Consider the following 12,581-nt stretch of genomic DNA (forward strand, 5'->3'; position numbering starts at 1 on the left):
TGTCTTTAATAAGGAGTCACCATGTCAAAATATCCATATATTTCACAGGTTGATCAGCGTGATTGTGGTGTCGCTGCCTTGGCCATGATTCTTAAACACTATGGTTCATCTTATAGTTTAGCTTATTTGCGAGAGTTGGCTCAGACTTCTCGTGAAGGTACTTCTGCGCTTGGTTTGGTGGAAGCGGCCAAGCAGTTGGGTCTTGAAACTCAGGCTATTCGTGCGGATTTAGACTTATTTAAACAAGAAAACCTATCTTATCCTTTTATTGTACATGTGGTTAAAGAAGGTGGGCTGCAACATTATTATACGGTGTTTGGTCAAATCAAGGGGCAGCTTGTTATTGGTGATCCAGATCCTAGCAAGAAGGTCATTAAAATGCCCTTAGAGGAATTTGCCAAAGAGTGGACGGGAGTTGCTCTCTTTTTTGTTCCAGGAGAAGCCTATACTAAATACAAAGAAGATGTACCTGGACTTCTTTCATTTTTACCAATTTTGTTTCGTCGTAAGGGTTTGATTGCGGTTATTGTCTTATTAAGTTTTCTAGTGACCCTTGTTAATATTATTGGTTCTTATTATTTGCAAGCTATTATCGACCGCTTGATTCCTCAGGGGGCCTATAATCTTCTGACCATGATTTCGCTAGGCTTATGTATCTCTTATCTTGCTCAACAAGTTTTTACTTTTTTCAAAGATTATCTTCTACATCGATTGGGTAATTACCTGTCCATTGCTGTCATTCTTCCTTATATCAAGCATGTCCTTTCCTTACCTATTAGTTTCTTTAGTTCACGTCGTACTGGTGAAATCACGTCACGTTTTGGAGATGCCAACACCATTATCGATGCTCTAGCTTCAACGATTTTATCGATTTTCCTAGATGTGACCATTGTGATGACTCTAGCTGTGGCTCTTATTGTACAAAATCAGTCACTTTTTGTGATGACTCTCACAGTAGTTCCTCTTTATGTTTTAATCATTCTGGCATTCTATAAGCTTTTTGAAAAGGAAAATTATCAATTGATGGAGGCAAATAGTCAGGTCAATACCGCTGTTATTGATGATTTGCGAGGTATTGAAACCTTAAAATCCTTGAGGGTTGAGGAAAGACGCTATCGGGAAATTGAGGTGAAATTCCATGACTATTTGAAGAAGTCTTTGTCTAAGGCCAAGTGGCAATTAACGCAGGATGGTCTAAAGACAGGGGTTCAGTTAGTTTCCAATGTCTTTATCCTCTGCTATGGGGCACAATTGGTCATAGAAGGGCAACTATCTGCAGGTCAGTTGATTACCTATAATATGTTGTTGAATTATTTTACAACTCCTTTAATTAATATCATCAATCTCCAATCTAAAATTCAGCAAGCCAAAGTCGCCAATAATCGTCTTCAAGAAGTTTATGTTGTGGACAAGGAAGAAAAAGGAAAACTTAAAGAGTTATCTTTTAAACAACTTGCTTTTAAAGGAGTCAGTCACCGTTTTAGTTATCAGCAAGAGACTCTTAGTAAGATTGATTTAACGATTCATAAGGGTGAGAAAATCGCCCTCATGGGTAAAAGTGGATCTGGAAAAACGACCTTAGCTAAAATGTTGTCAGGTTATTATACGAAATCTAGTGGTCATGTAACCCTAGATAAAGATGCTATTAGCCATGCGGAGTTGCGTCAAATGGTGACTTACGTTCCTCAGCAGACCTATGTGTTTACGGGAACCATTTTAGAAAATCTGCTATTAGGATTTGAAGGAGAAGTTGACGAGAAAAAGCTTCTTAAAGTTTGCCAACAAGCTGATATCTTAGAGGATATTCAAAAAATGCCACTAGGCTTTCAGACCCAAGTATCTGAAGACGGTGGTCTATCAGGTGGTCAAAAACAACGCTTGGCTATAGCGAGGGCTCTCTTGTCCAAACAGCCTATCTTGATTTTTGACGAAGCTACCAGTGGTCTCGATAGTGATACTGAAAGCAGGGTCATGGCTAATCTTGCTAAGATTAAACGAACAATGATTTTTATTGCTCACCGCAATAGTGTCCGTCAACATGTCAGTCGTGTAGTGACCATGGTGAGTGGCCAGATTGAGTCAGACAGTCCTAATTTCAATCCATTCCAGTTTATTTAAAATAATCTTCCTATTATATAAGTAGAAAACTTAAGAAGTCTAAATTTTCACATCTTGCACCTATCTTATTAATATAGTATACTGGTAGCATACTATTAAGAGGTGTAAACATGTTAGAGGCATATAAAAATTTTTGGTTAGGCTATCTCGATTTTTATGGTCGTACAAAACGATCAGACTATTGGTGGGTTGTCTTGATTAATGGAATTATCGGTAGTTTGATTTTCCTACTGATGGACTTACTTGGGGAAACAAGAGCTGCTGGCTTTACATTGACAGCTTTCATTCTATTTATAGCAGCAACGGCGCTTCCTACCATTTCTATGCAGATTCGTCGTCTACGTGATGCCAATTTCAATGTTGCTTGGATTGTATTAAAAGCGACACCACTACTAGTAGTACTTTGGGTGATGTATGCCTTTCCTACAAGAGATTCAAAATAACTCCAATATAAAAAGGGTGAAACTAGTTAATCTAGTTCCACTCTTTTTTCTTATAAAATAAAGCTACCTAAGAGGCTAACCAAGGTGAAGCTGATAGTTGCATAAAATACAGCGAGACGGGTTGCCTGGATAGGCTTATAAAGTCTAATAAGTGTTAGGACACACCAAATAAAGAGTACTGTGACAAACCAACCTGATAGTAAGCGACGTGGCGTTACACCATAGAGTGCTATATAAACGCCAAAGAGTTTCCAGCCGGCGATAAGGGCAAAGAGGCTAGCAAAAGTAAAGAGTAGGGTACTCAACAAACGAAGCCCCTTGTGGGTGAAGAAGTTTTCTTTAGAAAAAATGTAAAGTCCAGCTAGGATTCCCAAGTTAAGGGTAGAGACTCGAACTAATTGCCAGAAGCCCTGAACAGCAATATGTGAGGCTTGATGGGCTGGAATGTTGGCTTGGTTGAGAGAAAGGAGTTCTCCCATTTGACTAGTGGCAGTTAATATGAATAGGGCATAAGTGAGGCAGAGGCTTCCGAGTACGATATAAGCTGCTACTTTTGGAAACTGACGGGTTGTTTTAAGACGGCCTTCAAATCGTTTTCGACTAAGTGGCTTTTCTTTTGCCAAATAGGTTGCAACGAGTTGAGCAAAAAGTCCTAGAGCCAGAGGGATACTGGTTATTAAACGAGAGAACAATAATCCGTTGTCCTTGAAGGTGAGGGTGAAATCAAGTAGAGAAGTTAGTGTCTGGAAGAACTGTCGCCAAAGTTGTCCGAAAGCAGGTAAGACCTGACTAAGCTGACTAGCAGCGAATACAGTTAGTACCAAGGCAATCATGATACTAATGAGAATCATCCATTTGTGGTTCTTGATTACGTGTTTTTCTTCTTCGGAGAGTTCTTGTTTAGGTGCTGTTTTATATAGGAGTGTCCAGGCTCCGATAAAGAAATATTTTAGCGGGAAGATGCAGCTGGTGTATATGAGGTCTAGCCAAACCATAATTCCTAAACGATCTTGACTACTTTGTCCAGTGCGTGCCATTAAGTAAAGGAGGATACTTGCATGAAGGCAAAGAATCTGAGCGCTGCCCCAGTTGTCGTGCAGACCCCAGAGACTAATTTGCAAGCCTTGGAGGAGACTAGTGACCATAAATATTCCCGATTCAAGTCGCATTCCCTTTGCTTTTCCACCTAATAGGCGACAGCCTAGCTCAATCGTACTGATCAAGACAAGGGTTGCTGGAAAGGCAAAGGAAAAATGGGTCAAGTAAGTGACATACAGGAAGCAGGACACAAGACAGGCGACAATCAGTCCCTTAATTTTCCAAATGTCTTTTGGTGAAAAATGTTCCAAGAATTTCTTGGTTTTGGTTTGAAGACTAGTCTTTTCGTCGGAATATTCCTGGGAGACTAGCTGTAAATCAGTAGTGTAGTTATTTGTTTCCATCATAATTCTCCTTTTGGATTTTTGTCCAAAAAAGACTTTATCATAAAAAACGTTTGACTTTGTTACCCAACTGTAAAATTACTAAAAATAGGTCTATGGACTTAGGTCTGGAGAATGAGTTGGAAAAATAGGCGAGAAAAAAATATAATGCTCACATTGGATGATAGATTGTACGGACTATATTGTCAGAAACAGTCAAATACTAAAGGAAGCTTTTTATAGATTAACTGTTTATTTATCTGGGATTAAGCAAAGGACTTCTATCGAGGATCACCAAAGGTGATGTCATTTTTTGACACTATATGTTAGATTGACTGCCATCTAAATGTTGCAAAATTTCTGAAAATTCGTTGACATGTGTTGTCAAAGTAGTATGATATTAACATAAAAAACTTAGGAGGTTCTTATGTTAGGTGTCATCCTACTCTATGTTGGTATGGTTTTGATGAGTAATGGACTCCATCGTTTAGAGGGTATTCCTGATAAATCAAATGTTGTCATGAATATCTTTACGGGTGGTCTGGGTTTGATTCTCAACATTATTGTCATTGCTTACGGAGCTTGTACAGGGCAAGGCGCTGAATGGTTTTATGGTAGCGCTACTGGTCTTTTATTTGCTTTCACCTATCTTTACTCAGCAATCAATACGATTTTCGATTTTGATCAACGTTTGTATGGGTGGTTTAGTTTATTTGTGGCAATTAATACGCTACCAGCAGGGATTCTTTGCTTAACATCTGGATACGGTGGTAATGCTTGGTATGGTATTATTTGGTTCTTGTGGGGTATCCTATGGCTAACTGCCTTTATTGAAATTAATCTTAAGAAGAATCTAGGAAAATTTGTCCCTTACCTAGCTATTTTTGAAGGAATTGTAACAGCTTGGATTCCAGGGCTTTTGATGCTTTGGGGCAAGTGGTAAGCATTGATTTAAGGAGGAAAAACGATGCAATTGACAATGCGCGAGCAGGAAAAAATGATGATTAGCCTTGCGGCTATGATTGCTCAACGACGTAAAGACAAAGGAATCAAATTGAATCATCCAGAAGCAGTTGCTTTAATCACTGACTATGTGCTTGAAGGTGCAAGAGAAGGTAAAACTGTTGCCCAACTGATGGATGAAGCTCGCAATCTCTTAACACGTGAAGATGTTATGGAAGGTATTGCAGAAATGATTCCAATGATTCAAGTTGAAGCTACTTTTACGGACAGTACAAAACTGGTTACTGTTCATGATCCTATTCAGTAAGGAGAAGTGTAATGATTCCAGGTGAATACCATGTGGCGAGTGAGCCAATTGATTATAACGGTGGTTACGAAGCCATTAGTCTTGAAGTGAAAAATGTGGGTGACCGTGCTGCTCAAGTGGGTTCTCACTACCATTTTTATGAAGCAAACGAAGCTGGTCTTCAATTTGATCGTGAAAAGGCGCGAGGCAAACGTCTAGATATTCCAGCAGGTACAGCTATTCGTTTTGAGCCAGGTGAAACGAAAACAGTACAACTTATTGACTTTGGAGGGAAACGTCGTATTTTTGGTTTCAATAACAAGGTCAATGGTTTCTTAGACTAGAAAGAGGACAAATCGATGAGTTTTAAAATGGATCGTGAAGAGTATGCTCAACACTATGGACCAACTGTAGGGGATAGCGTACGTCTTGGAGATACCAATCTTTTTGCAGCCATTGAAAAAGACTTTACTGTTTATGGACAGGAATCTAAGTTCGGTGGCGGTAAAGTTTTGCGTGATGGTATGGGTGTTAGTGCTACGGAAACACGTGACAATCCATCAGTTGTTGATACCATTATTACAGGTGCAACCATCATTGACTATACAGGTATTATTAAAGCAGATATCGGTATTCGTGATGGTAAGATTGTTGCTATTGGTCGCGGTGGTAACCCAGATACAATGGACAATGTGGACTTTGTTGTGGGTGCTAGTACAGAAGCCATTGCTGCAGAAGGTTTGATTGTGACTGCTGGTGGTATTGATCTCCACGTACATTATATTTCTGCTGACCTTCCTGAATTTGGTTTGGATAATGGAATTACGACCCTCTTTGGTGGTGGTACTGGTCCCGCTGACGGTAGTAATGCGACAACATGTACACCAGGTAAATTCCATATTACTCGTATGTTGCAAGCTGTTGATGATATGCCTGCTAACTTTGGTTTTCTTGCCAAAGGTGTTGGTTCTGAGACTGAAGTGGTTGAAGAGCAAATTAAAGCTGGTGCGGCAGGAATTAAGACACACGAGGACTGGGGTGCGACTTACGCAGGAATTGATAATTCCCTTAAAGTTGCGGATAAATACGATGTTTCTTTTGCGGTCCACACCGACTCTTTGAATGAGGGTGGATTTATGGAAAATACTTTGGAATCTTTCCAAGGTCGTACCGTTCATACCTTCCATACCGAAGGTTCTGGTGGTGGGCACGCTCCAGATATTATGGTCTTTGCAGGTAAGGAAAATATTTTGCCATCATCAACTAACCCAACTAACCCATATACTACAAATGCTATTGGTGAGTTGTTAGATATGGTTATGGTTTGTCACCACTTGGATCCAAAAATCCCAGAAGACGTATCCTTTGCCGAATCACGTGTTCGTAAACAAACTGTGGCTGCAGAAGATGTTCTTCACGATATGGGAGCCCTTAGTATCATGACTTCAGATGCTATGGCAATGGGACGTGTCGGTGAAGTAGCAATGCGTTGTTGGCAACTAGCTGATAAGATGAAAGCTCAGCGTGGTCCACTTGAAGGGGATTCAGAGTTTAACGATAATAACCGTATCAAACGTTACGTGGCTAAATATACAATTAACCCTGCTATCACTAACGGTATTGCAGACTATATCGGTTCTGTAGAAGTTGGTAAATTTGCAGATTTGGTTATCTGGGAACCAGCACAATTTGGTGCAAAACCTAAGTTGGTGCTTAAGGGTGGTATGTTAACTTATGGTGTTATGGGTGACGCTGGTTCAAGTCTTCCAACACCTCAACCACGTATCATGCGTAAATTATATGGTGCTTACGGTCAAGCGGTTCATGAAACAAATCTTACATTTGTCTCTCAATATGCTTATGATCACGGTATCAAAGAAGAAATTGGTTTGAATAAGATTGTTCTTCCTGTTAAGAATACGCGTAACTTGACTAAGCGTGATATGAAGCATAATGACTACGCTCCAAAAACAATCCGTATTGATCCACAGACCTTTGATGTCTTTATTGATGATGAGTTGGTTACTTGTGAGCCAATCCATACGACATCATTGTCTCAACGTTATTTCTTGTTCTAAGGAAGACGCTATATAAATGAGGCTGGAATTTTTCCTCCAACCTCTTTTGTATTTTACAGCCGTAACGTTTTTAGTACTTTATTAGGTTGCTATATGAGTCTGATGCTAGACTTTTAAAATGTAATAGAAAAGGAAAAAGTATGATTTTTACAAAAGTAGATGCTCTTGTTAAAGATATCGATGTGGACAAATACCATATTGAAACAGTCATTCTTTCGAGCGATGACCTTAACAAAAAAATTATTCGTGTGAAGAGTGATCATGGGAATGAATTTGGTATTCGTCTTGATAAGGGACAAAAATTGCAAAATGGCTCTGCCTTTTTTATCGATGATCACCATGTCCTAGCTATTGGTGTTGAGTCACAGGATTTGATTGTCATTTCACCTAAAGATATGGATGAAATGGGAATCACAGCTCACATTCTTGGGAATACTCATAAACCGATTGAGGTGAAAGACGCCAAGATTTATTTAGAGGTTGATCCAGTTGTAGAGCAAGTCTTGACTCAAAAAGAGATTGCCTACACGATTGAAGAAGTGGTCCTTGATAAGCCCCTACGCCATGTGAATTTAACTGCCCATGAACATTAATCCCTTTGCTAATGTGTCTTTGCAAGATTATCTTGAAATTGTGCAAATTGTCGATTCAACCTTTCCAATTGGATCATTTAACCACTCTTTTGGGATGGAAAATTATCTGCGCGAAGACACTGTAACAGATGATAAAGGTTACGAGGAGTGGCAAGAAGCCTATTTAGCTAGTCAGTTTAAATATGGTGAAGGTCTTGTAATCAAATTGGTTTATGATGCTATGGCTACAGACAACTTAGAGCAGGTTTGGCATTATGATAAGGTCTTGACAGTTTCGACGCAAGCGCGTGAAACAAGACAGGGGACTAAAATGATTGCTAAACAAATGCTTCGACTTATTCAAAGGCTCCATGCTATTCCGGTATTGGATGACTATCAGTCCAAAATACGTAAGGGTGAGGTCTTCGGCAATCCAGCTATTGTCTTTGCACTCTATGTGTTTAACAAGGGCTTGGGATGTAGTGAAGCTATTGCACTTTATGGCTATAGCGTGATTTCGACGATGGTTCAAAATGCTGTTCGTGCCATTCCACTTGGACAGTTTGCTGGACAAGAGATTGTTTTACGTAGCTTTTCACAATTAGAAAAAATGACACAAGAAATTCAAGAACTGGATGCGTCCTACCTTGGGGCCAATACGCCTGGTCTTGAATTAGCTCAGATGAAACATGAAACACAGGTATTCCGCCTATTCATGTCCTAAAATATCAACAAGGTTGAGAGGAAAAAACAATGACAAAACGTACTGTAATTATTGGAGTTGGTGGACCTGTTGGTTCAGGTAAAACCCTTTTGCTTGAGCGTCTTACACGACGTATGTCCGACTTAAATTTAGCAGTTATTACTAACGATATCTATACAAAAGAAGATGCTCTTTTCTTGGCTAAAAATTCAAGCTTAGATGAAGACCGTATCATTGGTGTAGAAACTGGTGGATGTCCTCATACTGCTATTCGTGAAGATGCCTCTATGAACTTTGAAGCGATTGAAACTCTTCAAGAGCGCTTTAACCATGATTTGGATGTTATTTTCCTTGAAAGTGGTGGGGATAACTTGGCTGCGACCTTCAGTCCTGATTTGGTTGATTTCACCATTTATATTATTGACGTTGCTCAGGGTGAAAAAATCCCACGTAAGGCTGGTCAAGGGATGATTAAGAGTGATTTGTTCTTGATCAATAAGACTGACCTTGCTCCTTATGTTGGAGCCAACCTAGACCGTATGCGTGAAGATACCCTTCATTTCCGTAACGAAGATTCTTTCATTTTCACAAATTTGAATAATGATGACAATGTTAAGGAAGTGGAAGAATGGATTCGTAAGAATTTCCTACTAGAGGACTTGTAAGATGACACAAGCATACGATGGCTTTGTCCATCTTGGATTTTCAAACCGAAATGGTCGTACAATTTCCCACAAGAAATACCAAGAAGGCAACTCTCGAGTATCGGCGGATAATTCAGATGCCAACGGTGTTCCTTACTATTTCCTCATTAATATGGGTGGGGGATTTGTCGAGGGTGAGCAGTATCAAGTGACCATTGATGTTAATAAAGATGCTCATGCCTTGGTAACAACCCAAACACCTACCTATGTTTACAAGTGTGAGAAAGGACAGTTGACACATCAGAATACGTCCATCACACTTGAAGAAAATAGCTATTTGGAGTACATGGCTGATGAAGTCATTCCCTATTTAAAATCACGCTATTTCCAAACAAGTCGTATTGATATGGATAAGTCTGCCCACTTGATTTATTCAGATGGTGTGACGGCAGGTTGGTCTCATGAGGATTTGCCGTTTCAATACCATTATTTTCGTAATTTGACACAAATCTACCAAGATGATGAGCTTGTTTATAGCGATCAGACCCTCTTAGAGCCTCAGAAACAAGATATGTTTAAACTTGGTTATTTTGAAGGCTGGCGTAATTATAATAGTTTGGTAATGGTGTCACCAAATATTGACGAGGCTTTTGTTAAGGCTTTGCAGAAGCACTTAGAAAATCTGAATTTAGAGTCTGATTTTGCTATTTCATCCTTAGATATCCCGGGTCTGGTGTTACGTATCTTAGGAAAAACTGCTGAGGATAATCGTCGCGTCATTTATTCTTGTGCAGACTATTTTAGACAAGAAATACATGGATTAACCCCTTTGAATTTGAGAAAAAATGATATGAGGAGATAAAAAATGCATATTCCTGAAAATTACTTAAGCCCTATGACTTGTGCGGCAATGGGGGCAGTTATGTTGCCTATTTGGTATAAGGCTGTCAAGGAAGTGAAGGTAAAGGTTGACACTGATAAAAAAACGATTCCTATGTTGGGAATCGGGACTTCCTTGTCCTTCCTTATCATGATGTTTAATCTTCCAGCCCCAGGTGGAACGAGTGCCCATGCTGTTGGGGCAGTGCTAATTGCTATATTATTAGGACCTTGGGCCTCCTGTTTAGCAGTTAGTGTGGCTCTAGCTATGCAGGCTTTGCTATTTGGTGATGGTGGGATTTTGGCCTTTGGTGCGAATGCCTTTTGTATGGCTGTTGTCATGCCATTTGTGGGTTATGCTGTTTATAAACTCTTGAATAAGTGGACGAAGAACAGGATAATTGCTAGCTTTTTTGGAGGTTATATTGGAATTGTAGTTGCGGCCCTAACTGTTGCGGTTTTACTAGGAATTCAACCGATTCTCTTTAAAGATAGCAGTGGTAATCCGCTTTACAATCCATACCCTTTGAGAGTGACGCTTCCAGTAATGGGCTTGACTCACCTGCTTATCGGCTTGGTAGAAGGATTTTTCACAGCCGGTGTTCAAGAATTCATTGAACGTTTGAATATTGATAATACTCAGGAAATAACGACTAAAAAACTACGTCCTTTATTGCTCTTTATCCTAGCCTTAATTATCCTAACGCCACTTGGTTTATTGGCGACGGGAACAGCTTTTGCAGAATGGGATGTCAAAGAGTTGGTAGAAAAATTGTCTCATTACCATGTGGAAGCCCAAGCGCCAAAAGGAATGTTGAATGGTTTTTCATTCAATGCCCTCTTCCCAGATTATAGTATCGCAGGCATTCCAGAAGTTTTGGGTTATATCCTGAGCGCTGCCTCTGCTGTTTTGATTTTCTTCATCCTCTATCGCTTGATTTTCGGTAGAAAGGTTGAAAAATGATTCTGCCAGATTGGATGTCGGAAGAGCGCCCAGTAGTCACTAAAGTCGGTAGAAATAACTTTCTTATCCGGAATCGTCACCATCTGGAAGCTCTTCTTCAAAAGTTTGAAACGCATCCTTTAAAAGTAGCATCAGTTTTTCATCCAACAGCTAAGGTTTTACTTCTCTTTTTCTTACTTGTTTCAGTGGGAATTAGCCGAAATCTCACAGTTTTGTGGATTGTAGCCTTGTTTTTAGGAGCTGGCGTGGCTTTTTTACCGCATTCTGTTTTAGTAAGAACTTTGAAAAAAACTGTAGTGTTGTTGATCTTCCCTTTAGTTCTTTATCTACCGCATCTCTTACTTAGCGGAGGTCAATCGCTCTTTCTTTTTAGACTTCCTTTGATTGCTGTAGCCATTGCTTATTATTCAGAAACGAGTACAATAAGTGAGATGTTGGCGGCATTAAAAGGATTGCATTTTCCTGATCTTGTTCTGCTCCAGTTAGATATCACCATAAAATATATTGATGTTTTTGGAAAACAATTGATGGATTTGCTCAAAGGGATTGAAGCGCGAAGTTTTGGTGGCAATCATCGTTTCCGGATTGGAAGTAATATCTGGGGAATTTTATACCTTAAAGCCATACGCTATGGTGAGGAACTGACTCAAGCCATGGAAGCACGTTGCTTTGTTGGTGAGTATGTCAAGTCATCACAGTCATTCACATGGAAAGACTGGCTGGCCTTGATAAGTCTAGTAGCAGTGATTTTAGGACAGATTCTGTTAGGAGGATGAGATGTTTCAATTGAATCAAGTGGCCTGTGCCTATGAACAAAAAAAGGTCTTTACTGGTCTTGATTTGGAGATTAGACAAGGACAATATGTGATGTTGATGGGGGAAAATGGGACTGGGAAATCAAGTCTTATCAGTTTATTAACTGGCTTCAAGCAGGAAGAATCTGGACGTATTCTTTTCTTAGGGAAGGACCTCAAAGAATGGTTGAAGGACAAACGTCAAAAACGAGATTTTTATAGCCGCCTCGGAATCCTCTTTCAGGATGTGGATAGTCAATTATTTAATAGTACTGTCTATGATGAGATTGCTTTTGGTCCTCGTCAGCTAGGTCTGACCGAAGAAGAGGTCTCACAGCGGGTCCAAGACACACTGTCCCTGCTTAAAATTGAAGATTTAAGGGATCGCGTTCCCTATCAACTGTCTGGTGGAGAAAAGAAGAAAGTGGCCTTTGCCAGTATCATGGTAACGAATCCAGATGTGTATATTCTTGATGAACCCTTCAATAATCTTTCTAAAGAATATGAAGAATTTTTTAGGGAACTTCTACATGAACTTCATTCAGCTGGGAAAACTATTATCATGTCTGCTCATCACTTTAAGCACCTTCATCATGAAAAGGCTGATGTTCTTCTTTTTGAAGATGGCAAGGCTGATTTCTTTCCTGCCCAGGAAGTGCTCAATAACCAGCAAGTGATTGAGCGTTTGTCACATTATTAATAAGGAGAAGTAGGAA

General features: G+C 39.7%; 14 protein-coding genes. 13 read left to right on the forward strand and 1 reads right to left on the reverse strand.

Annotated features, from left to right (window positions below; genetic code table 11):
• Window positions 1-21 precede the first annotated feature (21 nt).
• Together HMPREF1517_RS00835 and HMPREF1517_RS00840 are read left to right on the forward strand one after the other, a co-directional pair.
• Window positions 22-2,118, forward strand: coding sequence for a peptide cleavage/export ABC transporter (locus HMPREF1517_RS00835; RefSeq protein WP_037598988.1), 2,097 nt, complete (start codon window positions 22-24; stop codon window positions 2,116-2,118).
• 110 nt (window positions 2,119-2,228) lie between these two features.
• The gene (locus HMPREF1517_RS00840; protein WP_002886546.1) at window positions 2,229-2,561 is read left to right on the forward strand and encodes a DUF805 domain-containing protein; all 333 of its coding nucleotides are present in this window, start codon (window positions 2,229-2,231) and stop codon (window positions 2,559-2,561) included.
• A gap of 50 nt (window positions 2,562-2,611) precedes the next feature.
• Here the strand turns inward: HMPREF1517_RS00840 and HMPREF1517_RS00845 are convergent, their stop codons facing one another.
• Window positions 2,612-4,006 (reverse strand): DUF4153 domain-containing protein, encoded by a 1,395-nt coding sequence (locus HMPREF1517_RS00845; RefSeq protein ID WP_229058229.1) that lies wholly within the window; start codon window positions 4,004-4,006, stop codon window positions 2,612-2,614.
• A gap of 403 nt (window positions 4,007-4,409) precedes the next feature.
• On the opposite strand from HMPREF1517_RS00845, the gene HMPREF1517_RS00850 reads away from it, so the two are divergent.
• The 11 genes from HMPREF1517_RS00850 to HMPREF1517_RS00900 all read left to right on the forward strand — a co-directional run bounded on the left by HMPREF1517_RS00850 (window position 4,410) and on the right by HMPREF1517_RS00900 (window position 12,565).
• On the forward strand, window positions 4,410-4,925 hold the full coding sequence (locus HMPREF1517_RS00850) for an AmiS/UreI family transporter (protein ID WP_002886548.1): 516 nt from the start codon (window positions 4,410-4,412) through the stop codon (window positions 4,923-4,925).
• A 24-nt stretch (window positions 4,926-4,949) separates the two neighbouring features.
• The gene (locus tag HMPREF1517_RS00855; RefSeq protein WP_002886558.1) at window positions 4,950-5,252 is read left to right on the forward strand and encodes an urease subunit gamma; all 303 of its coding nucleotides are present in this window, start codon (window positions 4,950-4,952) and stop codon (window positions 5,250-5,252) included.
• An 11-nt stretch (window positions 5,253-5,263) separates the two neighbouring features.
• Window positions 5,264-5,575, forward strand: coding sequence for an urease subunit beta (locus HMPREF1517_RS00860; protein WP_002886559.1), 312 nt, complete (start codon window positions 5,264-5,266; stop codon window positions 5,573-5,575).
• Window positions 5,576-5,590: 15 nt separating this feature from the next.
• Entirely contained in the window at window positions 5,591-7,309 is a 1,719-nt protein-coding gene (ureC, locus tag HMPREF1517_RS00865; protein ID WP_037598997.1) for an urease subunit alpha, read from the forward strand.
• Window positions 7,310-7,449: 140 nt separating this feature from the next.
• Window positions 7,450-7,902, forward strand: coding sequence for an urease accessory protein UreE (ureE, locus tag HMPREF1517_RS00870; protein ID WP_002949549.1), 453 nt, complete (start codon window positions 7,450-7,452; stop codon window positions 7,900-7,902).
• Window positions 7,892-8,605, forward strand: a complete 714-nt coding sequence (locus HMPREF1517_RS00875) for an urease accessory protein UreF (protein WP_002886562.1) — start codon at window positions 7,892-7,894, stop codon at window positions 8,603-8,605. Before ureE ends, HMPREF1517_RS00875 begins: the two co-directional genes overlap by 11 nt.
• A 29-nt stretch (window positions 8,606-8,634) precedes the next feature.
• On the forward strand, window positions 8,635-9,249 hold the full coding sequence (ureG, locus tag HMPREF1517_RS00880) for an urease accessory protein UreG (RefSeq protein WP_002889928.1): 615 nt from the start codon (window positions 8,635-8,637) through the stop codon (window positions 9,247-9,249).
• 1 nt (window position 9,250) lies between these two features.
• The gene (locus HMPREF1517_RS00885; RefSeq protein WP_037599000.1) at window positions 9,251-10,090 is read left to right on the forward strand and encodes an urease accessory protein UreD; all 840 of its coding nucleotides are present in this window, start codon (window positions 9,251-9,253) and stop codon (window positions 10,088-10,090) included.
• Window positions 10,091-10,093: 3 nt separating this feature from the next.
• The gene (gene cbiM / locus HMPREF1517_RS00890; protein WP_013990045.1) at window positions 10,094-11,071 is read left to right on the forward strand and encodes a cobalt transporter CbiM; all 978 of its coding nucleotides are present in this window, start codon (window positions 10,094-10,096) and stop codon (window positions 11,069-11,071) included.
• Window positions 11,068-11,847: an energy-coupling factor transporter transmembrane component T gene (locus tag HMPREF1517_RS00895; protein ID WP_014633608.1), complete on the forward strand. Its 780-nt coding sequence runs from the start codon at window positions 11,068-11,070 to the stop codon at window positions 11,845-11,847. Before cbiM ends, HMPREF1517_RS00895 begins: the two co-directional genes overlap by 4 nt.
• 1 nt (window position 11,848) lies before the next feature.
• Window positions 11,849-12,565, forward strand: coding sequence for an ABC transporter ATP-binding protein (locus tag HMPREF1517_RS00900; RefSeq protein WP_014633885.1), 717 nt, complete (start codon window positions 11,849-11,851; stop codon window positions 12,563-12,565).
• The last annotated feature ends 16 nt before the right edge of the window (window positions 12,566-12,581 follow it).

This window comes from Streptococcus sp. ACS2 (genome assembly GCF_000525585.1).
In the GTDB taxonomy this organism is placed as follows: Bacteria; Bacillota; Bacilli; order Lactobacillales; family Streptococcaceae; genus Streptococcus.